The 25,292-nt window shown below is 46.7% G+C and carries 22 protein-coding genes; all 22 read left to right on the top strand.

What is annotated here, in order from left to right:
• The first annotated feature begins 54 nt into the window (after positions 1-54).
• Complete coding sequence (gene kapD / locus DHAF_RS14725; protein WP_005812131.1) at positions 55-684, top strand: 3'-5' exonuclease KapD; 630 nt, start codon at positions 55-57, stop codon at positions 682-684.
• Positions 685-793: 109 nt separating this feature from the next.
• Positions 794-1,141: a toprim domain-containing protein gene (locus tag DHAF_RS14720; RefSeq protein ID WP_005812133.1), complete on the top strand. Its 348-nt coding sequence runs from the start codon at positions 794-796 to the stop codon at positions 1,139-1,141.
• 222 nt (positions 1,142-1,363) lie between these two features.
• A complete protein-coding gene (locus DHAF_RS14715; protein ID WP_005812135.1) occupies positions 1,364-2,653 on the top strand; it encodes an aminotransferase class I/II-fold pyridoxal phosphate-dependent enzyme in 1,290 nt (429 codons plus the stop codon).
• Positions 2,654-2,669: 16 nt separating this feature from the next.
• Positions 2,670-4,994 carry an ATP-dependent DNA helicase gene (locus DHAF_RS14710; RefSeq protein ID WP_015944308.1) on the top strand — a complete coding sequence of 775 codons (2,325 nt, stop codon included), beginning with the start codon at positions 2,670-2,672 and terminating at the stop codon, positions 4,992-4,994.
• A 12-nt stretch (positions 4,995-5,006) separates the two neighbouring features.
• Positions 5,007-5,948 carry a site-2 protease family protein gene (locus tag DHAF_RS14705; protein WP_005812139.1) on the top strand — a complete coding sequence of 314 codons (942 nt, stop codon included), beginning with the start codon at positions 5,007-5,009 and terminating at the stop codon, positions 5,946-5,948.
• Positions 5,949-6,052: 104 nt separating this feature from the next.
• Positions 6,053-6,379, top strand: coding sequence for a hypothetical protein (locus tag DHAF_RS14700; protein ID WP_015944307.1), 327 nt, complete (start codon positions 6,053-6,055; stop codon positions 6,377-6,379).
• Positions 6,380-6,449: 70 nt separating this feature from the next.
• On the top strand, positions 6,450-7,070 hold the full coding sequence (locus DHAF_RS14695; RefSeq protein ID WP_005812143.1) for a ribonuclease H1 domain-containing protein: 621 nt from the start codon (positions 6,450-6,452) through the stop codon (positions 7,068-7,070).
• A gap of 48 nt (positions 7,071-7,118) precedes the next feature.
• Entirely contained in the window at positions 7,119-8,813 is a 1,695-nt protein-coding gene (locus DHAF_RS14690) for a M3 family oligoendopeptidase (protein ID WP_005812145.1), read from the top strand.
• A gap of 14 nt (positions 8,814-8,827) precedes the next feature.
• On the top strand, positions 8,828-9,235 hold the full coding sequence (locus DHAF_RS14685; protein WP_015944306.1) for a PaaI family thioesterase: 408 nt from the start codon (positions 8,828-8,830) through the stop codon (positions 9,233-9,235).
• Between the two features lie 11 nt (positions 9,236-9,246).
• Positions 9,247-10,419: an amidohydrolase family protein gene (locus DHAF_RS14680; protein ID WP_005812149.1), complete on the top strand. Its 1,173-nt coding sequence runs from the start codon at positions 9,247-9,249 to the stop codon at positions 10,417-10,419.
• Positions 10,420-10,997: 578 nt separating this feature from the next.
• A complete protein-coding gene (locus DHAF_RS14675; protein ID WP_005812153.1) occupies positions 10,998-11,684 on the top strand; it encodes a response regulator transcription factor in 687 nt (228 codons plus the stop codon).
• Positions 11,659-13,878: a sensor histidine kinase gene (locus DHAF_RS14670; protein ID WP_005812155.1), complete on the top strand. Its 2,220-nt coding sequence runs from the start codon at positions 11,659-11,661 to the stop codon at positions 13,876-13,878. The genes DHAF_RS14675 and DHAF_RS14670 overlap by 26 nt, the downstream gene beginning before the upstream one ends.
• Before the next feature lie 37 nt (positions 13,879-13,915).
• Complete coding sequence (locus DHAF_RS14665; RefSeq protein WP_015944305.1) at positions 13,916-14,866, top strand: hypothetical protein; 951 nt, start codon at positions 13,916-13,918, stop codon at positions 14,864-14,866.
• A 257-nt stretch (positions 14,867-15,123) separates the two neighbouring features.
• Positions 15,124-15,462, top strand: coding sequence for an arsenate reductase family protein (locus tag DHAF_RS14660; protein WP_005812158.1), 339 nt, complete (start codon positions 15,124-15,126; stop codon positions 15,460-15,462).
• A 41-nt stretch (positions 15,463-15,503) separates the two neighbouring features.
• Positions 15,504-15,923 carry a YbaN family protein gene (locus tag DHAF_RS14655; RefSeq protein WP_005812160.1) on the top strand — a complete coding sequence of 140 codons (420 nt, stop codon included), beginning with the start codon at positions 15,504-15,506 and terminating at the stop codon, positions 15,921-15,923.
• Positions 15,920-16,378 (top strand): type II toxin-antitoxin system RatA family toxin, encoded by a 459-nt coding sequence (locus tag DHAF_RS14650; protein ID WP_005812162.1) that lies wholly within the window; start codon positions 15,920-15,922, stop codon positions 16,376-16,378. Before DHAF_RS14655 ends, DHAF_RS14650 begins: the two co-directional genes overlap by 4 nt.
• Before the next feature lie 66 nt (positions 16,379-16,444).
• Entirely contained in the window at positions 16,445-17,620 is a 1,176-nt protein-coding gene (locus DHAF_RS14645; RefSeq protein WP_015944302.1) for a PGRP and LysM peptidoglycan-binding domain-containing protein, read from the top strand.
• A 418-nt stretch (positions 17,621-18,038) separates the two neighbouring features.
• Positions 18,039-22,286, top strand: a complete 4,248-nt coding sequence (locus DHAF_RS14640) for a 2-hydroxyacyl-CoA dehydratase (protein ID WP_005812165.1) — start codon at positions 18,039-18,041, stop codon at positions 22,284-22,286.
• Positions 22,287-22,365: 79 nt separating this feature from the next.
• Positions 22,366-23,559, top strand: coding sequence for a uroporphyrinogen decarboxylase family protein (locus tag DHAF_RS14635; protein WP_015944301.1), 1,194 nt, complete (start codon positions 22,366-22,368; stop codon positions 23,557-23,559).
• A gap of 33 nt (positions 23,560-23,592) precedes the next feature.
• Positions 23,593-23,763, top strand: coding sequence for a hypothetical protein (locus tag DHAF_RS26105; RefSeq protein ID WP_015944300.1), 171 nt, complete (start codon positions 23,593-23,595; stop codon positions 23,761-23,763).
• A 105-nt stretch (positions 23,764-23,868) separates the two neighbouring features.
• Positions 23,869-24,648 carry a GntR family transcriptional regulator gene (locus DHAF_RS14630; protein ID WP_011459879.1) on the top strand — a complete coding sequence of 260 codons (780 nt, stop codon included), beginning with the start codon at positions 23,869-23,871 and terminating at the stop codon, positions 24,646-24,648.
• Complete coding sequence (locus DHAF_RS14625; protein ID WP_015944299.1) at positions 24,641-25,291, top strand: cobalamin B12-binding domain-containing protein; 651 nt, start codon at positions 24,641-24,643, stop codon at positions 25,289-25,291. The genes DHAF_RS14630 and DHAF_RS14625 overlap by 8 nt, the downstream gene beginning before the upstream one ends.
• The last annotated feature ends 1 nt before the right edge of the window (position 25,292 follow it).

Below are 25,292 nucleotides of genomic sequence, written 5' to 3'. Positions count from 1 at the left end.
ATACTTAGAGTTAAGATGACCTGCATAAGTGGGTCGAGGAGTGGAGGTTGGAAGATGGACTTTTTAGTTGTGGATTTTGAGTTTTCAGTTCCCCAAAGTTACGGCAAACCCAGAGCCTGGTTTCCAGAAATCATCGAAGTAGGGGCCACCGTCCTTGATTCTAACGGCAAACTGGCATTGGATAAAACCTTTAATGCCTTTGTAAAACCTCGCTTTTGGCCGCGTTTAGCTGAAGAAAGCTATGGGATTACCGGGATTCGTCAGGAAGATGTGGATCAAGGTATTCTCCTGGAAGAAGCAATTCAGCATCTGCAGAAATTAGCCCATCCGGAAGCCTATGTAGTGGCTTGGGGAGATGCGGATCGTAAGATTCTGGGTAATGTATGTGAAAAGTATGGTTTAAAGTACCCCTTTGTCTGGGAGAACTATATTGATTTAGCGGAGCAGTATAAGCATTACCGTTCCCTGGACCATTTGATTTCCCTGAAGAAGGCCATTGAAGAAAATTCCATCGAGCAAATTGGCATACTCCATTCAGCCTTGGATGATGCTATTAATGCCGCCCAAGTCATGGCCAGGATGATGAGTGAAGGGTGGATGGTTAAGACCGGTGAGCAGGCTCATGGTTCTGAAGAAAAAAGAATCGCTGAGGCAGCTCAGAAAAATTCAAAAATTATCATCTAGCGGCAAACGCATAAATCCCAGGGTGTTCGTAAAGGCTATTTCATGAAAGAAAAATTATGCTGAAGATCGAAGGTAAAGACCAGCAAACGAATGAGCTGGGGGTAAAGCTGTGGCAAAAGTTATTATTGTTGAAGGAAAAACCGATAAGGAACGGCTTCAGGAAGTTTTAGCCGAGCCTGTTGAGATACTGTGCAGTTATGGGACGATCAGTTATGAAAAAACTGAAGAGTGGGCGACCCAGCTTGAGGATTCAGAGGTGTATTTGTTGGTCGATGCCGATGATTCCGGAGAGAAAATCCGCAAAAGCCTCAATCAGGCCCTTCCGAATATCCATCATTTATATACCCATCGCATGTATCGTGAAGTGGCAACGACTCCTCTCGATGTGCTGGCTCAGGTTTTAGACCATGCACATTTTGAGGTCAAGGAAATCCGCCCGGAAGAAGAGCTCTTTTAAGGTTGACGGTTGCCGTAAGGCGGCCGTCATTATCTTTTGCACAGCTGTATTGCTCATGTATTCTATATACTCGTGTCGAAAGGAAGGAACTTGTTGACCCTGCAGCGAATCATAATTAAATCTTTGAGAAATTATAAATTTTTTAGGAGAACAGGTTTTGGCTGCATAACATATAGCATTAGATTCGGCTAAGGATTCACCGATGGGAAAGGAAGAACACTCATGCATAATATTGCCAGGGAGCTCAACGATCAGATAAGAGCAGAAAACCCCCATGTGTACGAACTGCTTTCAGATTTAGGGAGGAATTTATACTATCCCAAGGGAATATTGACCCAGACAGATGAGGCTACGGAAAAGGCTTATCGCTTTAATGCCACAATAGGTATGGCTACGGAAAAAGGGCAGCCCATGTTTCTGCCGGTTATCCAAGAAACCTTGTCCCAGTATAACCCTCAAGATATCTATACTTATGCGCCTCCGGCCGGGAAATCCAAAATCAGGGCTGTCTGGAGAGAAAAACTGCTTAAGGACAATCCTTCTTTGCAGGGCAAGACCATGAGCCAGCCTATTGTGACCAACGCTTTAACCCATGGTTTAAGTATTGCGGCAGACCTTTTTTTAAATCCTCAGGACGTATTAGTGCTTCCCGATAAACTCTGGGGCAATTACACGATGATTTTTGGAACCCGCAGAAATGCTGAAATGCGGAATTTCACCTTTTTCACGGAGAACGGTGAATTCAATACCCAAGGGATGAAAGAAGCTCTTCTGGCCCAAAAAGCACAAGGCAAAGCGGTGTTGCTGCTTAATTTCCCGAATAACCCGACCGGTTATACGCCTGTTGAGAAAGAGGCTCAGGCCATTGTGGAGGCGTTGCTGGAGGTGGCGGAGCAGGGAATTAATGTGGCGGTTTTAGTCGATGATGCTTATTTTGGGCTTTTCTACGAGGATTCCATCAAAGAATCTCTGTTTGGACGGCTTGCCAATATCCACCCCCGCATTCTGGCCGTTAAGGTGGATGGTCCAACCAAGGAAGAGTATGTATGGGGATTCCGGATTGGGTTCATCACCTTTGGGGATGCCAGCTCAGTGGTTTGCGATGTTCTGGAGAATAAAACCAAGGCCATCATCCGCAGCACCATCTCCAATGCCTCCCACCCTGCCCAAACCTTCGTCCTTCATGCTTTGGCATCCCCTGATTTTGAGAAGCAAAAAGCGGAGAAGTACAAGATTATGGAAGGCCGGGCCTTAAAGGTCAAAGAGATCTTGAACCGGGGTGATTACCAGGACCTTTGGGATTATTATCCTTTTAACTCCGGCTATTTTATGTGCTTGAAGCTTAAAGGTGTGAAGGCAGAGGAATTGCGTCTGCATTTACTGCATAACTATGGAGTGGGTGTCATCGCTCTGGGTGAGTCCGATATCCGGGTGGCGTTCTCCTGTGTGGAAGAAGAAGATTTGGAAGAATTGTTTAAGTTGATTTATCAGGGAACGAAAGATTTAGTATAGTCAGGAGTAGGGAGTCTTGGACAAAGAACTACGGGTTTCTGTGCGGACCCTGGTCGAGTTCGTCTTGCGTCAGGGTGATTTGCGGATGGGTTTCATGAGTGGATCCAGAATGGCGGAAGGGATCTATGCCCATCAGTACCTGCAAAAGGAGCGGGGAGCAGATTACCAACCTGAAGTGACGCTGCGGACGACGGCTTATCAGGATGGTTTCAGCTTAGAAATTCATGGGCGGGCAGACGGGATATTCAGAAATGAATCAGGAGTTGTCATTGAGGAGATAAAATCCACATCCCTGGATTTGGACTTGATCGACGAATCCTATAACAATTTGCACTGGGCGCAAGCTCAGTGCTATGCTTATATAGTGGCAAATCAGGAAGATCTGGCTCAGGTGCAGGTTCAATTAACCTATATACAGTTGGAGACCCATGAACTTAAAGAATTCCGAAAGTCCTTGAGCAGAGAGGAATTGGAGTTCTTCTTTAAGGATCTTGTGGAACGGTACTGCACCTGGGCCCATCGGCTTTCGGCTTGGACAGAGCAGCGCAATGAAAGCATCTCCCGGCTTGAATTCCCTTATCCTGCTTATCGCAAAGGCCAACGAGAGCTGGTTGTGGCGGTCTATAAGACGATAAAAGAAAAGCATAAGCTTTATGTGCAAGCTCCTACAGGTATCGGCAAAACACTGGGGACGATTTTTCCGGCTTTAAAATGCCTCCTCGAAGGGTTGGAGACACCGATCTTTTATCTGACGGCTAAGACCATCACCCGCACCGTAGCAGAAGGCTCTCTCCTCATGCTCCAGCAGCAAGGACTGTCCCTGAAGAGGGTCACTCTTACGGCTAAGGATAAAGTATGCTTTTGTCCTGAGTGTGAATGCACACCGGAAGATTGCAGCTATGCCAAAGGATATTATGACCGGTTAGGCCCGGCTCTGGAGGATATTTTTGAGAGGGATCATTGGAATCGGGAGCAGATCGAGAACTGTGCCCGCAATCATGGGGTCTGTCCCTTTGAATTTTCCCTGGAACTTACCAATTGGGCTGATTTGGTGATCTGCGACTATAATTACGTCTTTGATCCAAGAGTGTTTCTCAAACGGTTTTTTCTCGAAGGCGGGGATTATGCCTTTCTGATCGATGAAGCTCATAACCTGGTGGAGCGGGCCCGGGAAATGTTTTCCGCCCAATTAAACAAGGAGGAATTCCTCCACTTGAAGAATCTCGTGGAGGATCAGGAACCGGTTCTGGGAAAAAGGCTCCAAACGGTCAATAAAAACTTTTTAAAGCTCAAAAAACAAGGTCTTGAAGTGGAAAAAGACGCCCCCACAGCCCTGTACTCTTCATTGGAGAGGGTAGTGAACGAAGCGGAGAAGTTTTTCAAGAAAGAGGAAACCCCACCCTGGAAGGAGAAGTTAACGGAGCTGTACTTTAACATTCAAGCCTTCCTGCACACGGCTGAAAGTTATGATGAGCATTACCTTACCTATTATCAATACCCGGAGCAGGATGTTCGTGTTAAGCTTTTTTGTGTTGATCCCTCTCAGCAGCTGGCTCAGGTCTTAAACAAGGGGAGAGCAGCAGTTTTCTTTTCGGCCACCTTAAGCCCTCTGGAGTATTTTATTCAGGTTTTGGGGGGAGAGAAAGAATCTTATAAGCTGCAGCTGCCTTCTCCTTTTCCTCACGAGAACCTTTGCCTGATGCTGCAGAAACAGATCTCCACCAAATACAACCAGCGCTCTTTATCCCTGGACCCCATCGTCGAGGGGATAACTCAGCTTGTTCAGGGGAAAACCGGCAATTATCTGGTCTATTTTCCTTCATATGAGTATCTTGAACGGGTTCGGGAAAGGCTTCTCCAGGCCCATCCCGAATTTAAGGTTTTGACCCAAACTATGGGGATGACTGAGGCGGATCGGGAGGAGTTCCTAGAAGCGTTTCAGGAGGAGCCCCGGGAGAGTCTGGTGGGATTGGCCCTGTTGGGGGGAATCTTTGGGGAAGGAATCGATCTTACGGGAGAGCGTTTGTCCGGTGCCGTAATTATCGGGGTGGGGCTGCCCCAGATTGGCACGGAGCGGGATATAATTCGCGCTCATTTTCAGGAACGCTATGGGCAAGGGTTTGAATTTGCCTATATGTACCCTGGGATGAATAAGGTGCTCCAAGCCTGTGGGAGAGTGATACGGACAGAACAGGATCGGGGAGCAATCCTCTTAATTGATGAACGGTTTGCCCGTTTGTCTTACAGACGTCTATTCCCTAAGGAATGGCATGCTATCCATACGCTGCAGGATAATAGCCGGATTCCTTCACTATTGAAAGCCTTTTGGGAATCATCATAAAATAAAGAACACATGTCAGAGGAGGGATGGGCTATCGACGAGCTGAATCAAGAGAATAGAAGAGAAAAAGATTCTTCCTATTCTTCAGTATACAATGGGGCGGAAGAGACTATCGTTGGTCAGGACGAACATGCTGATGATTATGTTATTGATGAGCAAAACATAAAATCCAAACCGGGGAACAAGAAGGGTTTATGGGCGGCGGCAGCCTTCGCCATCCCTTTGTTGACGAAGGGGAAATTTATTATTCTTTTTATAGTGTCTAAATTGAAGTTCCTTTTTGTCTTTCTCAAGCTCGGTAAATTTGCCACCACTGCGGTATCCATGGTGGCTACGATCTGGATCTACGCCGTATTTTATGGGGCAAAATTTGCCTTGGGGTTTGTAGCGCTGCTCTTCGTCCATGAAATGGGACATTACCTTACCGCGAAACGAGTTGGCTTAGCTGTATCGGGACCGGTATTTATTCCCTTTGTGGGCGCCTTGATCGGGATGAAGGAGAATCCCAAAGATGCGGTGACTGAAGCCCAAGTCGCTTATGGCGGTCCCCTTTTTGGGAGTCTGGCTGCGGTGTTGTGCTTGGCGTTCTACTGGCTTACAGGATATGAACTGGCTTTGGTTCTCGCTTATGTGGGCTTTTTTCTCAATATATTCAACCTGCTTCCTGTTCATCCTATGGATGGCGGGCGAATCGTCTCCGCGGTCTCTCCCTATCTATGGCTGGTGGGGATCCCTGTCTTGCTTTACCTTATGATCACATCCTTTAACCCCATCCTCTTGATTGTCGTGATCCTGGGAGTGAGCCAAGTCTACAAACTATGGAAGAATCGGCATGAACTGTCGATCTATTATGAGGTTCCTTTGCGGGAGCGGGTACAGTTTGGCATTCTCTATTTTGGCTTGGTGGGTTCTCTTGCCATGGGGCTGACCTATGCTCTGGAACTTTTAGCTTAGGGTGCTTTTGGCTTAGACTGCTTTTGGCCTGGGTTGAAATAACTGAGTGAAAAGGGCTGCGGAGGGATAAACTAAAGAAAACCTGGAAGGTGGAGGAATTTTTAATGGCGGAAAATCAGGAAAGCATCATTATGAGCTTCTTTTATGATCAAGAATCGCCCTCTGGGGTAGGGTTTGAAACCATCGAGCTCTTATCTCAAGGCAAGGATACCCTTTGTCTGGCGATGGATTTAGCTGCCAAGATCAGCGACAGTTTACCCGAAGAAGCTAAAGCAGTCATGGCTGAAGAGGGGGTTCCTCTCTACCGGATTTTCACAGATCAGAAAGGTTTCTGGAGCGAATGGTGCGATACGGAGGCTTTGAATGTGGAAGAGGAGATGAAAAAGCTCCTGGACAGAATTGCCTCAGACCTTGAACAGGCTGCTCACTAAGATCTATTGCCACTCAAGTCTTCTCTATGGTAACATTGTAGAAAAAGATAACAGATGAGGAATAGTTTGCATGGGAATCCACAAACCTAAATTTTACGCTGTCCGTGCCGGACGGGATAAGGGAGTATTTTCTTCCTGGGAGGAGTGCCGGAAGGCCATCTATGGTTTTTCCGGAGCGGTCTACAGATCCTTCCCTACCTTAGAAGAGGCTCAGGCCTGGTTCAAAGGGGAAACACTGAGTGATCCGCTGAAAGCAGAGGATGACTCCTTAAGAGACGATAGAACGGAATATGATGTCTACACGGACGGAAGTTACGTTAATGGTCAGTATGCCTGGGCTTATGCTTTTGTTAAAGACGGTAAAGTTCACTATGAAGATGCCGATGTGGGTAAGAACCCCGCCGCGGCGACTATGCGCAATGTAGCTGGTGAGATTGCTGCGGCCCTCTATGCCGTAAAAAAAGCCTCACAGCTTGGGGTTAAAATCCGCATTCTTCACGATTATGCAGGAATCGCTTTTTGGGCTACGGGAGAATGGAAAGCAAAAAATGAGTTTACCCAAGCTTATGCCAAGCTGATGAATCAGTATCGGGGAATTTATAGTTTTGAAAAAGTCAAGGCCCATAGCGGCAATGAATTCAATGATTATGTGGATATGAAAGCTAAGAGTGCTTTAGGTATAAGAGACTGAAAGTGTTGAGCCTGCCATAGGGTGGGCTATTTAGTTGGGGGTTTTAAAATGAAATTCAAAGATTTTCCTTATTCACGTCCTGATCTGGAAAAACTCAAAGGAGAGTTTAAGACTCTCCTTGAGCAGTTTAAAGGGGCAGAAAGTTTTCATGAGCAGGATCGTCTGCTCATGGCTATCAATAGCTTGCGGGGAAAATTTGACTCTATGTCCCAAATTGCCTCAATACGCCAAACTATTGATACTAACGATACCTATTATGAGCGGGAACAAGAATTTTTTGATGAGAATTTGCCCATCTACCAGGGATTGATTTCAGAGTTTTATCAGGTGTTGCTGGATTCCTCATTTCGCCGGGAATTAGAACAAAAATGGGGCAAGCAGCTTTTCCGTATCGCGGAATTAACCCTGAAGACTTTTAAACCGGAGATTATTGAGGACTTACAGGCGGAGAATAAATTGTCCACCGAATATACCAAGCTCATTGCTTCAGCCAAGATTTACTTTGCAGGGGAAGAGCGCAATCTTTCCGGTTTAGGACCTTTTCTGCAATCCACCGATCCGGTCCTGCGGAAAAGAGCCCATGAAGCGAAATATGCTTTTTTTGCAGAACATGAAGAAACTTTGGACACTATTTATGATCAGCTGGTTAAGGTTCGGACACGGATTGCCCGGAAGCTGGGTTACCCCAATTATGTGGGATTGGGCTATGCGCGGATGCTGCGTTCCGATTATGATGCACAGATGGTGGCTGATTTCCGCAAGCAGGTTCAGGAAGATATCGTACCGCTGACCTCCCGCTTGCGGGAACGGCAGCGGCAGCGCCTGGGCTTGGAAAATTTGTATTACTATGATGAAAAAACCAGCTTTAATTCAGGCAATCCCCAACCTCATGGGGAACCGGACTGGATCATCAAGCAGGGCAGAAAGATGTATGGAGAATTATCAGCGGAGACTGAGGAGTTCTTTGACTATATGGTGAGCCATGAGCTTATGGACCTGGTGACCAAAAAAGGCAAGGCTGGCGGTGGCTATTGCACTTATATCAGCGAGCATCAAGCGCCGTTTATTTTTTCCAATTTTAATGGGACTTCAGGTGATGTGGATGTCCTGACTCATGAAGCGGGTCACGCCTTCCAAGTCTATTCCAGCCGTCATCATACTCTCCCGGAATATCAGTGGCCTACCTACGAATCCTGCGAAATTCATTCGATGAGCATGGAGTTTTTCGCCTGGCCCTGGATGGAGCTTTTCTTCGCAGAAGAAGCGGATAAATATCGTTTCCAGCATCTCAGTGAAGCCCTGCTCTTTATACCCTATGGAGTGAGCGTGGATGAATTCCAGCATTTTGTTTATGAGAACCCTGACGCCACTCCTGCCCAGAGAAAAGCAGCCTGGCGTGAAATTGAGAGAAAGTTCCTTCCCCATCGGAATTATGAGGGCAACCAGTACCTTGAAAATGGCGGGTATTGGCATCAGCAGGGGCATATCTTTGGCAATCCCTTCTATTATATTGATTATACCTTAGCTCAGATTTGCGCTTTTCAATTCTGGAAGAAATCCCGTATGAATGCTCAGGAAGCCTGGCAGGATTACTTAAGACTGTGCCAAGTCGGGGGCAGTCTGTCCTTCCTGGATTTAGTGGAGCTGGGACAGTTGGTTTCCCCCTTCCAGGCAGGATGCCTTAAATCTGTGGCTGAAACCATTAACCAATGGCTTGAGCAGGTGGATGACCGGAAATTTTAGTGGAGGAGGAACCCATGGCAAACTTAGAAGCTTTAGGTTCCAGCAATATCTGGAAATATCTTGGTATGACGATCGTTACCAATGAGCAGGGGAAAAAAGGTGTTAAGATCACCACTACGGACAAGTTTAAACAAGCTCATGGCAGTGTCCATGGCGGCATCATCGCTACAGTGATCGATACGGCTATGGGGGTAGCCGTCAATGAAGCGATCGGTCCGGATCGCTATGCGGTGACGGTGGAGTTGAAGGTCAATTATCTTCTGCCTGTTGTAGACTCAGATATTTATGCTTATGCGCACCTTGTCAAGGAAGGCAAACGGCTTTTTATGGGGACGGTTAATGTCTATGATGAGGATGGTAAACTGGTGGCTATCGGCTCTGCGACCTTTTCCATGATTACCAGGCGCAAGGAGCAACTTTAAAAGGAGTAGCTATGTTCATTTCCTGCAGTGGCGAGAAAACCATCCTGGCGGTGCCGGAACAGGGTTCGGCAATAATCGGCGGGTACTGGACCCCCGATTCAGGCAGAGTTAAAGGTCCGGTTCAATTAAAATGGGAAGAGGGCAGAGTGAGTTCCCTTTGTCCCTATTCTGACCATAGGGGACGCTCAAAATCTTCTGGAGAAGAAGATTTTGCCTGGCAGCCTTATTTGCTGATGCCCGGCTTTATCGATAGTCATGTGCATTTGGCCTTGGACAGTATTGATTTTTATCAATGTCTGGAAAACTGGCATAACCCGGCTCTGATGGAGAAGGTGATCCAGGACAATCTTCGCCGTTATTTAGAGTCGGGCGTCGTTGCCGTCCGGGATGGCGGTGATTTGCCGGGTTTCGCCTGGTCCGCCAAGAAGCGCCTGGAACGTGAAGAATGGCAAGGCCCCCGGGTAGTTTCAGTGCGGGAGGCTGTAGCCCGGCAGGGCATGTATGGACGCTTTTTGGGACGGGGCTTCTCAAGCCTGCAGGACTGGCACCGGATTAAAGAGGATTTTTTCCGGCAAGGTGCAGACCAGCTTAAAATCGTCGTCACTGGGATTATCTCCTTCAGCCAATACCGGCAGGTGGGAACGGTTCAGTGGAGTGTGGAAGAACTCAAGGAATTGACTGCCTCCGCTCATGCCAGGGGAATCCTGGTGATGGCCCACGCCAGCGGGGAAGAGGGCATCTCGAGAGTGATTGAAGCGGGAGTGGATTCCATAGAGCATGGGTATTATATGACTTCCCGGCACTTAAGACAGATGAAAGCTCAAGGAATCGCCTGGGTCCCTACGGTGGCACCCATAGGCAACCTGTTGAAATACCCCACAGGCAGGTATTCTGAGCAGGAAATAGCTACTTTGTCTGAAATATTGAAAGGCCACCTCAGCCGGATTAAGGAAGCCTCTGATTTTGGTGTGCGTTTAGGCGTCGGCACGGATGCGGGAGCCTATTCAGTGCCCCATGGCAGCTCCTTCCTGGATGAAATGCTCTGGCTGAGGGAGGCCGGAATTCCTGAAGAAAAAGTTTATTGTCTTGCTACCCAGGAGAATGCCCGCATCTGTGGGCTGCCTGAGTACGGGAAACTGGAAGTTGGCACTCCTTTAAACTGCCTTCAGCTAAAGGAGTTATAGGAATCACCGAAAAATATTCAGGGCACCATGATGTTGTTGGTTGAAGTGTGTGATGCCACCCGGACTTTGCGGAAGGGCTGAACCCGCTTCGACGGTTGTAAAGGAAATGAGTTTTTTTGAAGCAAGATAAACCCGGGAGTCTCTCCCGGGTTTATCTTGCTTATTAAGAGCTACCCATTTAGATTCAAAGCCATGATGCTCACGCTTTTCTGTCTTTCTAACTCCTTAAAGTCTAACTCTTCGTCATATTCAAGGTGCCTCTGTACATTTTTTCAGGTTGGCCGTTGTTTTTTACAGGGATTCGTTTGTACTGATTGATATGGTTAGCATTGCACCAGCCGATATTATTGTACCATGTTCCATTTATATAGAACAACGAGAGATTAACAGATAATTTTAAGCAAATGATTACACAATAAAGGAATAAGCAGAAAACCCTGAAAACTTGGAGTGACTTTAAGAAGTTCTTAAGATTTAGATCGGCAGAATGATCAGAATTAAGGGTTACCATAGTCCTAAAGACTGAGAAAGGACGTGGTATAATTTGTATGAATTGATTAGCGAGAGGAGTCCCATACATGAACATTTTAGTATGCGACGATGATAAGGAAATTGTCGAAGCGATAAGAATCTACTTAGCCCACGAAGGCTATACGATCCATAAAGCCTTCAATGGGCTCCAGGCCTTGGAGGTTATTGAAGAGCAGACTGTCCATCTGGTGATCATGGATATTATGATGCCCCAAATGGATGGGATCAGAGCTTTGATGAAGATTCGAGAAGAACGGAATATTCCGGTGATCATGCTCTCGGCCAAATCCGAAGATACGGACAAAATTATGGGCCTGAATATGGGTGCGGACGATTATATTACCAAACCCTTCAATCCACTGGAGCTCATCGCCCGCGTCAAATCCCAGCTGCGCAGGTATGTAACATTAGGCAGCCTGGAGACCAAGACGAATGTCTATCAATCCGGGGGGCTGATGATCGACGACGAAAGCAAATGCGTCACCGTGGACGGCGAGGAAGTTAAGCTGACCCCTGTCCAGTATAAAATTTTGAAGCTGCTGACAGCCAATGCGGGAAGGGTCTTTTCCATCGATCAGATTTACGAGAACGTTTGGAATGAAGCGGCTTTCAGTGCGGAAAATACAGTAGCTGTCCATATCCGGAAAATCCGTGAAAAAATTGAGATCAACCCGAAGGAGCCTAAATATTTAAAGGTGGTGTGGGGAATTGGATATAAAATCGAGAAGCTTTAGCCATTCACTGATTGCCAAAGCTTTAGCTTTTGTGTTGGTGATCTTTTGCTTTACTCAAGTCGTTACTTTAGTGCTCAATGTCATCAATCGCAGCCACTTTGGGGTAGCTTTGGAAAAAAGCTATTATCTGGGCGAAGGCTTCATTAATGAAAGCAATAATATTATCAGCGACCTAAGGTCACTCAGCAGATATAAGAGTGAGGAAAATATTTTAGCCGGAGGAAGTGTTTCAGAGGATAGACTTAGAAATAGAATTGACAGCCTCTATTGGGAGTTTCAGGTAAACAGCGACAGAAGATCAACAGTGAATAGCAACTCAACAATGAACAGTAACTCAGCAGTAGTCGAGGAAAATGTAGACGAGGGCTCTTCCCAAAAGCCTCCTTCCACTTCCAGCGTTACCAGTCCGACGCAGCCAGGCATTTATAATCCCAATCTATCCGACAGGGAAAATTATCAGATTTTCCTGGAAGCTTATAAAGAAGAGATAGCAAAAGAAAAAGAACGTCTGATTCAAGAAGATCTTTATTATTACCAAACGACTTTACAACGGTTGGCAAGCTATAAGGGGCTGAATTATTTCCTAAAAGCCGGGGAGCTGGAGCTGACCAATCAGGCAGAGTTGTCGAAAGAAGAGTATACTTCTTATCCCGCCTATATGCTGTTTGAAGGGTTTATCCAGAACGTCTATCCCCAGGAGATCAAAGAGAATCCGCGTTTTTATCAGATTGCTCCTGACGCTTATGTACAGGATTATCCGGATGTTTTGTATATTGGTTTTGAGGATGAGTTTTTAAAGCCTCGGATTGCCGAGTGGCAGGAAGACAAAGAAGTTGCTAATCATGCCCTTTATCAGATAGCAGCTTATCTGGCAGGACTGATGGCTTCCTTTATCTATCTCCTGATCGTCTGGGGAAGAAACTCAAGACATGACCAGGAAGTCCATCTCAATACCCTGGATCGTCTCTACAATGATTTTAATATCTTATTTTGTTTAGGCTTGATTTCTTCCTGGTTTATACTGGGTTTCAATTTTTATCAAATGCAAAATGCTGCCCTTATCTATCCCATGACTCTGGCCATAGCAACCTTGGGGCTGATCCTGGTCTTATCCCTGGTTAAGCATATTAAGAATAAGACCCTCCTCAAACACACTCTGGTTTATACGATTTTCCATAAGCTTTTTTCCGGTATCAAAGCCATCTATGACAGCGGCAGTCTGGGAGTGAAAGTGGCTGTCCTTGTCATTGGCTACCCTTTATGTATTGCCATAACCTTTTTCATGTTCCCCATTACCATTGGTGTGGCCATATGGTTATCCTTTAAGAAAGTCAAGGAATTCAAGGCCATTAAAGAAGGAGTCAGGCGGGTTAAGGATGGGGATCTGGCGACGATGATTAACATCAAGGGCAAGGGAGAGTTCGCTCAACTGGCTGGGGATATCAACAGTATAACCGACGGCTTAAATAAGGCCGTGGAAAATGAGATTAAAAGCGAACGCTTAAAAACAGAATTGATCACTAACGTTTCCCATGATATCCGCACTCCCTTAACCTCCATCATTACCTATGTTGACTTATTAAAAACGGAAGAAGACCCGGAAAAGATCAAAGACTATGTGGAAGTTCTCGAGCAAAAATCACAGCGCCTTAAAGTGTTGACCGATGACCTCTTTGAAGCCGCCAAGGCCTCCAGTGGGGATATTCCGGTGACCTTTGAGAGAATAGATATTGTATCCCTGCTGACTCAGGGCTTAGGAGAAGTGGATGAGAAAATCCAGGAACGGGGATTGGATTTTAAATTCAATTACCCTCGGGAAAGAATGTGGGTCAAGGCTGACGGGAGACTTCTTTGGCGAGCCATTGAAAATCTTTTGTCCAATATTTTTAAGTATGCCTTGGCAGGCTCACGAGTGTATATCGATCTGGAGGATGCGGGTCCGGGAATAAGATTAACTATTAAAAATATCTCAGCCTATGAATTGAATATATCTTCCACTGAGTTGATGGAGCGCTTTAAGCGCGGCGATGAATCCAGAAGCAGCCAGGGAAGCGGGTTGGGCTTATCCATTGTCACCAGTCTGATTGAAATCCAAAAGGGGAGCTTTACCATTGAAGTGGATGGGGATCTCTTTAAAGCGATGATCTTTTTGTACAAAGATGATAGTAAGGAAACCCCATTATCTCCCCAATAGCTTAAATAATAGACAAAATTTACCAAGGACAATCTGCTTGTCATGGCGAACTCTCTATCATAAACCTGAATTAGGGGTGATGGAGATGTTTCCCAAAAGCAAGACCCTGAAAATAAAAACCATGAGGAGCCCTGCAGAGGCCATAGAATTTCTTCAGGAGATAACCGAGGGATTAGCCAATGCGGATAAGCATTCTTTGGAAGATTTCATTTTGTATCTGCGTCAACGGGCTGACGATATCCAATTTAAATATTACAAGGCCCGTTGCTTGTATATGATGATCCCTCCTGAAGATTCCTTAACTTTCTGGGTGTGTTATACTTTGGGCAGGCTTCCGGAAACGATTCGTTTTGCAAACTTCGAAGGGGAAGTGCTGGAACTGCTCAAGGTATTATCCTTAGCGGAACAGAGCCCCCCAGCATGGAAGCAGGGCAATGGGCTCAAAAAAGATGTTCTGGGCAAAGAGATGAACTGTGCTTTATCCTTTCTCAAAGAAGAGTATCCGGTATTTTTCAGCAGCCTGACGAAGAACCCCCTCTTAGTCCCTGTATTAGGTTTCCGGTTAAGATTAAGAGAAGGTTCCTTGATGACCATTCCCCGGCTTCATTGCCTGGGAGTTTTTCAACCCAATCGGAATGAAGAGGAACTCTTGCTGCCGATTCTCCATGCCTTGGCCCATATTCTGCATTATTCCCTGACGGAGGATGCCAAGGTTATGCCTCCCGGCTTTACGAATATGGTTAAGCAGATTTTTGACGATTACCAGATGAACCCGGAAGACGGAGGTGAGTTCTTTGCCGAACTCTTTGTCGCTTCCCTGCTTTATGACACTGAATACATGCCTTTGGTCGCTTATATGGAGCTTTGTCATGAAGATCAGGCGGTCATCAGGAATTACTTCACTTGGCTGGAGACAATTTATGCCTCAAGTCTTCAGGATAATATGCTGAGAGTCATCCATCAATGGGATGAGTTAAAAAGAGCATAGATGCGTTGAATAGGCCTTTCGGGTAATGAAGAACATGATCCGGAAAGGCTTTTTTCATTTTTAAACACACTTGCTATACTTTGGGTATTGGTTGACAGCATTCGTGCTTTATTAACAGACCCATGCTTGGAATTCCAAGGGTAAGGATGGACGAAATCCGTTGAGTTATGCTATTTTATAGGAGGAGCGCTGCCTGGGGCGGCGTGATTTGAGAGGAATCGGGGTATCACTTCGTTCAAGATTGGAGAGGAAGAGCTTTGAATATACAGATTTATGGAACCCGAAAATGTTTTGATACCAAAAAAGCGGAGCGATATTTCAAAGAGCGGAACATAAAATTTCAATTTATCGATCTCAATGAAAAAGCTCTAAGTAAGGGTGAATTGCAGAGTGTCAAATCCTCTGTCGCCTTAAATGAGCTGATCAATAAAGAAGGCAAAGACTATAAAGCCCTCAATCTCGATCAAATCAGGGGCTTGGAGATGCGTGAAGAGCTTTTGCTGACTCATCCTAAACTCTATAGGACCCCGATTGTTCGCAATGGCAGGAAAGCAACGGTAGGTTATCAACCGGAGATCTGGAAAGAGTGGGAGTGATCGCCTATAATGAGCCAGGGGAAGGAAGAGAAGTGAGCTAGATGATGAAAATGATGCTGATCGGAATTGGCACACTCTGCGTAGTGCTTGGCATTATCGGTGTGTTTTTGCCTGTCGTCCCCACGACTCCTTTTTTATTATTGGCGGGAGCATGCTATATGCGAAGTTCCCCAAGGCTTCATAAGAGACTGTTGGCGAGCAAATGGCTTGGCTCTTATCTTAAAGATTATTACGAAAATAAAGGGATGACGCTGCATGCCAAGGCTGTATCGATCTCCTGTTTATGGCTTTCTTTAACCATTTCGATGTTTTTTGTGGAAATAATTGGGGTGCGGCTCCTTCTCCTGGGGATTGGTCTGGCAGTTACCCTCTTTTTACTGAGCCGCAAAACCAAAAAAAGTGAAACATGTGCCAATCCCTGTGGGGACGTTAACAGGCAGAAAGGAACAACTAAAGAATGAGCAGGATTCAAGCCAAGGATTCTTATGATTATCCTTATCCGCCCCAGATGATTTATCCGTTACTTGCGGATATTCCTGGCTATAGAAGCTGGTGGCCAGGAGAATTCCGAGTGCGGATTCTGGAAAAGTCCAGAGACCATCTTCATGCCAAGATTGAAGTATGGGCTTCAGGAGGATGGTTCCGGTGTGAGACAATATCCTTAAGCTTTCCGAACCGGGTAGATATCCGCTACTATCAGGGTGTCGTCATTGGCGAGAGCTGGTGGGACCTTGAGGAGCTGGAAAATGGCGGCACAAAGGTCAGCTATTCCATCGCCTTAGAACCTCATGGCAGGGTAATGGGGTTCGTGGCGAAAATGATCAATATTTCAACCCTGCATTCCTTTCAATTTCAAAGGGTGTTGAAGCGCTTGCATCGCCATCTGGATTCTCTGTACCTAAAGGAACCTAAGTAATTTTCTATCCGCTGCCCATTTCCAATAGCATTCCCGTACCTTTTGCATAGGATATACGGAAAATCTATGGAAAGGGGTGTATTTATGAATTATGTGGTAAAACCTGGGGAAACTCTTATGGACATTGCCTGCATGTTCAATACTACAGTAGAAGAGCTTCTCATGTTAAATCCGCAAATCACTGATCCTATGTGCCTTTTCCCAGGTCAGGTTATTTGTGTACCAACGCAACCGTGCTCCATGCATCCAATGCATCCAATGCATCCAATGCATCCGCAAATGCCCATGGAAGGTCAGATGATGGCTCAAGGTCAGCCTTGTCCCGTTCTCAGACAGGGTTCACAAGGTCCCTCGGTCGTACATTTACAACAGCTTCTTACATCTCACGGCTTTAGTCCAGGAGCTATTGATGGCATTTTCGGACCGAGAACCCATGCAGCAGTTGTCGCTTTTCAGGGCAGCCGTGGTTTGGTACAGGATGGGGTCGTTGGGGTCAAGACCTGGACGGCTCTTGGAGTCAATTGCATGACTCCGCAACCCAGTCCCTGCCCGACGTTGCGTCAAGGTGCGACGGGCCCCTCCGTGGTTCAGCTGCAACAGCTGCTCACCTCCCATGGCTTTAGTCCGGGGGCCATTGATGGGATCTTCGGACCGAGGACAGAAGCCGCGGTGATTGCTTTCCAGGGCAGCCGGGGATTAGTACAGGATGGCATCGTAGGTGTCCGGACCTGGACGGCCCTGGGGGTCAATTGCATGACGCCTCCTCCACCGCCGCCGCCACAGAATTGCCCAACCTTGCGCCAAGGCTCAAGGGGTCCCTCCGTGGTTCAGCTGCAACAGCTGCTCACAGCCCGTGGTTTTAACCCAGGGGCTGCCGATGGGATTTTTGGACCGAGGACGGAAGCAGCGGTGATTGCTTTCCAAAGAAGCAGTGGTTTAACACCGGATGGCATTGTCGGCATTCGGACCTGGACAGCACTGGGAGTAACCTGCACTACCCCCCCACCACCGCCATCCCAAAACTGCCCAACCCTGCGGATGGGATCCCGTGGGGCATCTGTGAAGGAACTGCAATCCTTGCTGAAGGCGCAGGGATTTAGTCCTGGGAATATTGATGGAATTTTCGGTTCCAGAACTCAAGCGGCAGTGATTGCATTCCAAAAGAGCAGAGGACTTGTCCAGGATGGCATCGTCGGGATTCGAACCTGGACGGCTCTGGGTGTGAATTGCCGCAAAAATTAAGGTAGGGCTAAAGACAGCATCGTCATGAGCACAAAGTAGGGTGAAGCATTAGCCAGATAGTGCAGTTAAATTTGCATTATCTGGTTTTTTTATTTACGGAGGAATATTTCGTGATGGATAGCAGCAAAAGGAGAATTTATATTCGTGTAGAATATATATGCGGATATACCTTTTGGGGTAGAATAATTTTTCATGTGTGTCTTGAATCACGTATCAATACATATATTACTAGTATGATATGTCCAACTGCAAGAAACCTTGTCTTTAACATATTTTTGATATAATAGATCTTAATACCATAGGATATGGAAATTGGGCGGCGATTTATTATTCTGACAAGTTAAATCTTGTCCATTATTATGTTATATTATATATAAAGTATATATATTTTTTACTGTTTTGAATAGGAGGAAATTGGATGACCAAGGTGCTCAATGTTGGGCTCGATGTGGGCTCTACGACTGTTAAAATGATTATTCTCAGTCCTGAACAAGGCATTGTCTATAAACAATATTTGAGGCACTTTTCGAATATCAAAGATACTGTTCTTTCGATGCTAGAAGATGCAAAGCCCATTTTAGATGGACAACTTATGACGATGATGATTGCCGGTTCAGGCGGTTTTAATTTAGCCAAGAAATTAGGGATTCCCTTCGTCCAGGAGGTCATTGCCGGAACTGCGGCGGTTAAGAAGATGATCCCTCAGACTGACGTTGCCATTGAGCTGGGAGGAGAAGACGCTAAAATCACCTATTTTGGCGAATCTATTGAACAAAGAATGAACGGAACCTGTGCGGGTGGTACGGGAGCCTTTATTGATCAAATGGCTTCCTTGCTTCAAGTCGATGCGGAAGGGTTAAATGAGCTGGCCAAGAATTATAAGACCATTTATCCCATCGCCTCACGGTGCGGGGTTTTTGCCAAAACGGATGTGCAGCCTCTGTTGAATGAAGGGGCCGCCAAGGAAGACGTTGCTGTTTCGGTTCTGCAGGCCGTTGTCAATCAAACGATTACGGCCTTGGCCCAAGGCCGCCCGATTCGTGGCAGAGTAGCCTTTCTCGGAGGACCTTTGTTCTTCCTGTCCGAGTTACGCCAACGCTTTATCGAGACGTTAAAACTGGAAGGAGATTATGCTGTTTTTCCTGAGGATGCTCAATACTTTGTAGCCATCGGAGCCGCTTTGGTAGCTCGGGATGAGCAGGCATTCCCCTCCCAGACTGTTTATGATAACGCACCTCATATTAATAGCATCACTCAGGATGAAAAGGCCATTGCCGAGCCCCTTTTTGCTGATCAAGCAGAATATGAGGCTTTCCGGGAGAGGCATGCACGCCATAAGGTAAACCGTAAAGATCCTCAGGGGTATACAGGTCATGCTTATCTGGGTATCGATGCCGGCTCGACCACCACCAAGGTTGCCTTAATCGATGATGAGGGTGGACTGCTGTATTCCTATTATGGCAGCAACCTGGGCAGCCCCCTGGAATCAACCATAGGTGCTCTGAAAGAGATGTATTCCCAATTGAATCCTGGCATCACTATCCGCAATTCCACGGTAACAGGCTATGGAGAGCAGCTGATTAAAACGGCGCTTAAAGTGGATATTGGGGAGATCGAGACGGTTGCCCATGCTAAAGCGGCTGATTTTTTCCTGCCCGGTGTTAATTTTGTTCTGGATATCGGCGGTCAGGATATGAAAAGCCTGGTGATTAAAAATGGAGTCATCGATTCCATCATGCTCAATGAGGCCTGCTCTTCCGGGTGTGGATCCTTCGTGGAGACCTTTGCCAATTCGCTCAATATGGATGTTAAGGAATTTGCCCGGATTGGCCTGGAATCTCAAAACGCGGTGGATCTGGGGACACGCTGCACTGTATTTATGAATTCCAAAGTGAAGCAGGCCCAAAAAGAAGGGGCAACAGTCAGCGATATATCCGCCGGGATCTCCATGTCCGTGATTAAAAACGCCTTATTTAAGGTTATTCGCTTGCGCAACACAGAAGAGTTGGGTGAAAAAATTGTTGTTCAGGGTGGAACATTTTATAACGAGGCCGTCCTGCGTTCTTTGGAGAAATTGCTGGGCAGGGAAGTGGTCCGCCCCGATATCGCCGGAATTATGGGAGCTTTTGGAGCAGCGCTGATCGCTAAAGAACGCTGTGACTTAGGCCATAAAACAGAGCTGTTGCCGGCGGAACAGCTGGAATCCTTCGCCACGGAAACGACCATGAAACGCTGCGGCTTATGTGGGAATAACTGCTTGCTTACGGTCAAGCATTTTTCCAACGGCGAGAATTTCATTTCCGGAAACCGCTGTGAGCGGGGAGCCGGCCAGGAAAAGGTTAAGACGGAACTTCCTAACCTGTACGATTATAAATACCAAAGGGTATTTCGTTATAAGCCTTTGTCCGCCCAGGAAGCCTCGCGCGGGGTGATCGGCATTCCCCGGGTTCTGAATATTTATGAGGACTATCCTTTCTGGTACACCTTTTTTACGGAATTAGGCTATCGGGTGGTTCTATCCGGCCGTTCGACTAAAGCCCTTTATGAATCAGGGATGGATACCATTCCTTCGGAATCGGAATGCTTCCCCGCTAAGCTGGTCCACGGTCATATTGTGGATTTGGTGAAAAAAGGGGTTAAGAAAATATTCTACCCCTCGATTCCCTTTAATGTTAAGGAAGACTCAGAAGCCAACAACCATTTCAACTGCCCGATTGTCACCTCCTACCCGGAAACGATCCGTGCCAATATGGATATCCTCAAGGAAGAAAACATTACCTTTTATCAGCCTTTTTTGCCTATTGACAGTCCTAAGCATATGCGGAAACGCCTCATCGAGGAATTGTCGAAAAGGGAAGGTTTAACGCCACGGGAAATCGCGCAGGCTATGGACAAGGCTTATGGGGAATTGGCGAACTATAAAAAGGATGTCCGGCAAAAAGGAGAAGAGGCTCTTCACTATATGGAGACTCATGGCAGCAAGGGGATTGTCCTGGCTGGGCGGCCCTATCACATTGATCCCGAGATTCACCACGGCATCCCTGAGCTATTGCAAGGCTTTGGCCTGGTCGTGATTTCTGAAGACGCTATCCGCCATATGACGAACCCGGAGCGCCCTATGCGCGTGGTGGATCAGTGGATGTATCATACCCGGCTCTATGCTGCGGCTCAGTTTGTCGCCGCTAAACCCGATTTGGAGCTGATCCAGTTAAACTCCTTTGGCTGCGGTCTGGACGCCGTAACCACCGATCAAGTTTCGGAAATATTAGAGCGTTATGGTAAAATATATACAGTTCTGAAGATCGATGAGATCACCAATCTGGGAGCGGCCCGGATCCGCATTCGCTCTTTGCTGGCAGCTGTCCAGGAGCGGGATAAGCGCAATTTCAGACCCGAGAAGCTTTATGATCCGGAAGGCCGGGTGATCTTTACGGAAGAGATGAAGAAAAACTACACGATTATTGCCCCGCAGATGGCGCCCCATCAGTTCCAATTCTTAAAAACTGGCTTTGAAAAGGCGGGCTATAGGATTGAGGTTCTCCCTTCAGTTGACCGGGGAGCCATTGATGAAGGATTGAAGCATGTTCATAACGATGCCTGTTATCCGACCATCATCGTGGTCGGGCAGCTGTTGGAAGCTTTGAAATCAGGTAAGTATGATTTGAACCGGACCGCTGTGCTCATTTCCCAAACAGGCGGCGGGTGCCGGGCTACCAACTATATCGCCTTCATTCGCAAGGCTCTGAAAGACACAGGTATGGACCAGGTTCCGGTTATTTCTTTGAACGCTTCCGGGCTGGAAGCCAACCCCGGCTTTAAGATCACAGCGAAGATGCTTCCCGATCTGCTTTGGGGAATTGTCTATGGTGATCTGCTGATGAATGTCCTTCATCGTGTCCGCCCCTATGAGAAGGTTCCCGGCTCCGCCAACGCTCTCTATGATCAGTGGGTGGAGAAATGCCAGGAGGCCTTGAGGCGAGGGGACAAGAAGGAGATTAAAGCCAATATTTATAAAATCGTCGCGGACTTCGACAGCCTTGAAATTTATGAGGACCGGGTCAAACCCAAAGTAGGCATCGTCGGCGAGATTCTCGTCAAATATCATCCTACGGCTAATAATAATCTGGTGGAACTCCTGGAGGCAGAAGGAGCAGAAGTCACTCAACCGGATTTAATGGGCTTCCTGCTTTATTGCGCCTATTGCTATAAAATTAAATTTGACGTTTTGTCAGGCAGTTTTAAAGCTATGTTTAATGGTATGTTGACAGTCAAGGTCATGGAGTATTACCGTAAGGATATGCGCAAAGCTTTGGCCGCCAGCCGGCGGTTCACCCCTCCCGCTGCCATCGAAGAGATTGCCCGCAGCGCTGAGGAGCATATCTCCTTGGCCAATCAGACAGGAGAAGGCTGGTATCTGACCGGAGAGATGGTGGAGCTCCTCCACAGTGGGGTCATGAATATCGCTTGCCTGCAGCCTTTTGGCTGCCTGCCCAACCATATCATCGGCAAAGGAATGATTCGCTCCCTGCGCCGCTCCTACCCTAAAGCCAATATTGCCGTCATCGACTATGATCCTGGAGCCAGTGAAGTCAATCAATTGAACCGGATCAAATTGATGCTGTCTGTTGCCAAAGAGAATATGAAGACTGGGGAAGTTGCTAAGTAGCAAACGAAAAAGGTTATCAATCAAAAGGCTGTTCTTTATACTCGTGATAATAGAACAGCCTTTTCTTAAAGGAGGGCCTATGGCAAGCGCAACTACCATTATGAACAGTGAATCTTTGTATCAGGAACGATTAACTCGTTATCTGACGGCAATGGCAGGCAAAAAACCCGATAAAGTGCCTATTCGTCTGCAACTGAGTGAATTCATGGCCAAATATGCGGGATTAGAGCTTCAGGAAGTCTACTATGATTTGGATAAAAATATTGAAGCGGCGGACAAAATCCTCGCCGATTTTGATGTGGACGTGATCATGGGAGGCCCAAGTCTATGGTGGGGAACCCTGCATGATGCGGTAGGTGCCAAATACTTAAAATTCGCCGGCCGTCAGCTTGCTCCCAATCAACAGTTTCAATTTGTGGAAAAAGAATATATGGTTGCCGAGGATTATGATGCCTTCATAGCGAATCCGACTCAATGGATTCTGGAGTCTTTTTTACCCAGGATCCATAGTGAATTTTCTGAACCGGGCTCCTTTCGTGCCAATCTTGCCTTGATTAAAGGGGCGGCGGGAATGGTGATGGTGAACGAAAGAAATAAACAGGCAGTCGCTCATTGGGCAAAAGATTATGGGATGCCTCTGGGGGTCTCGGGTATGGTCAAGGCGCCCTTTGATACCTTAGGAGACACCCTGCGGGGGCTGAAGGGTATTATGAGGGATTTACGGAAACGCCCGGAAAAAATTCTCTCTGCTTTGGAGGTTCTCGTACCTCATAATATCTATTACGGCCTGGCGACTTCAGAAGGAGAGCGCCTGCTGCCTGTTTTCCTGCCTCTGCACCGGGGCAGTTATCCCTTCTTGAACCCTCATGAGTGGGATACCTTTTATTGGCCCCCTCTAAAAAAAGTGATCGAGGGTCTTTGGGCCCAGGGCAAGCGAACCATGTTTTACGCTGAAGGAAACTGGAACCCCTATTTGGAAAAAATTGTTGAACTGCCTGCAGCCAGTATTGTTTTTCATGTGGATCAGACGGATATAGCTAAAGCGAAAGCGGTACTTGGCCATAAGTTCTGCATCAGCGGCAATGTTCCTAATTCCCTGATGGCCTATGGGTCACCCGCCCAGGTCAGTGACTATGTCAAGGGTCTCCTGCACGATTATGCGGCAGATGGTGGCTTTATTATGGATACAGCCGGGATTATGCAGACGGATGTGAAGGTGGAAAATGTCATCGCTTTGATAGAAACCACACGCCAGTATGGAGTGTACACATAAGTGTTGCTGAGTACTAAAGAGAGGAGACTTAGTATGTCAGAAGAGGACAAGGTTCCTAGTATTTCGCCAGGCACTTGTCTCCCCTGGGAGCAGGTCCTTAAGGATTATGGTCCCCCCTCCGGGGATGAATCCCTCATCAGAGATCAGTGGGAACAGCTGGATGCCTTTGCCTATCTCTATCTTTGGTGGTGGGTACAAAGATGAGTTCATAAAAAGGGTTTATGCCAATTAATCCCGAATAGATTAAGCAAATAGTCATTCTTTTTCCAAGTGAGACCTAGATCAGAATTTAAAGCAAGGTGTTCGTATATGAATGAAGAACAGTCCATAGATAAAAATTCTGTCATCCCTATTTATTATCAGCTGGCCAAGCTTCTCGAAAGTCAAATCCTGCACGGAGAACTCAAACCGGGTGAAGCTCTGCCTACGGAGACAGAGATTGCCAATCGCTTTGAAATTAGCCGGATGACTGTACGACGGGCCATTGCAGAGTTGATCACGGCAGGCATGGTTCACGCTCAGCAGGGAAAGGGGACCTTTGTCTCCCCGCCGAAGCTGAACAATGTTGTGTTTGAGTTGAATAATTTCAATCAAGAAATTAAAGACTTTGGCTTAAAACTGAGCACCACTCTATTAGGCGCTCATATCGTTCGGGCTGATGAGAGATTAATGAGGATTTTTCAATTGGATAGCAGCACAACCCGTCTCTTGTATTTTCGTACGGTAGTCTCTGCTGAGGATGAACGTCTCGCTTATGAGAGAAAGTATACTATTTATTCGAAAAGCAAGCCGATATTGGAGTCCAATCTCCAAGACCCGACCCTTTCCGGGCTGGTAACGGCCAATAATGACGTTCTGCCTGTAAGTACCAAAAAAGTACTGCAGGTATCGGTGACCACTGCCGAGGAAGCAGCAATCCTCGGAATTGGGGTCAATGCCCCTGTCTTTGTGATTGAAGAAACTCTATATGATCTGGAAAATAAACCGGTAGGGTGGAGCAAATCCATCTATCGCGGTGACCGCTATCAATTGACGGGCTATGATGGGTGGCTGAGAAAGGATAATCATGGAGGGATTAATCTTGGATGACCAATTACTTAACGCCCTTGCCGATCTCGATGAAGAAAAAACCATAAACCTGGTCAAGGAATATCTCAGCAAAGGGGTCTCTCCCTTAAAAGTGGTTGAATTATGCCAGCAGGGAGTGGAGGTTGTGGGTAAACGCTATTGCAACGGCGAGTATTACCTATCGGATCTCATTATGTCTGAGGAAATATTAAAAGAGGTCATGGTGATTCTGGAACCACTGATTACAAGCGATATTCCCTCCAATGGCATGACCATTATCCTAGGCACCATTGAGGGAGATATCCACGATCTGGGCAAGAACATTATCCACTATATGTTAAAATCTTCAGGCTTTAAAGTCGTCGATCTAGGGGTGGATGTATCTCCGGAAACCTTTGTTCAGGCCGTGAATCAAACAAAAGCCCCAGTCTTGGGGATCAGTGTTTTATTATCCTTTTGCGTGAGTGCGGTAAAAAAGGTTGTGGACTTATTGGTGGAGTCGGGTTTGCGCGATCAAGTAAAAATCATTGTGGGAGGATATCCGGTCAACGAAATTGTCAAGGATTACACCGGGGTGGACTATTACACAAATGATATCACCAAACTCTTCGAGATCTGTCAGATGCTCAAGGATGAATTGCCAATACCGGAGGAGACGTCTTAAG

It is taken from the genome of Desulfitobacterium hafniense DCB-2 (genome assembly GCF_000021925.1).
Classification (GTDB): domain Bacteria; phylum Bacillota; class Desulfitobacteriia; order Desulfitobacteriales; family Desulfitobacteriaceae; genus Desulfitobacterium; species Desulfitobacterium hafniense.
Note: the sequence above shows the minus strand (reverse complement) of the source record. Positions and strands in the feature narration are given on the sequence as shown.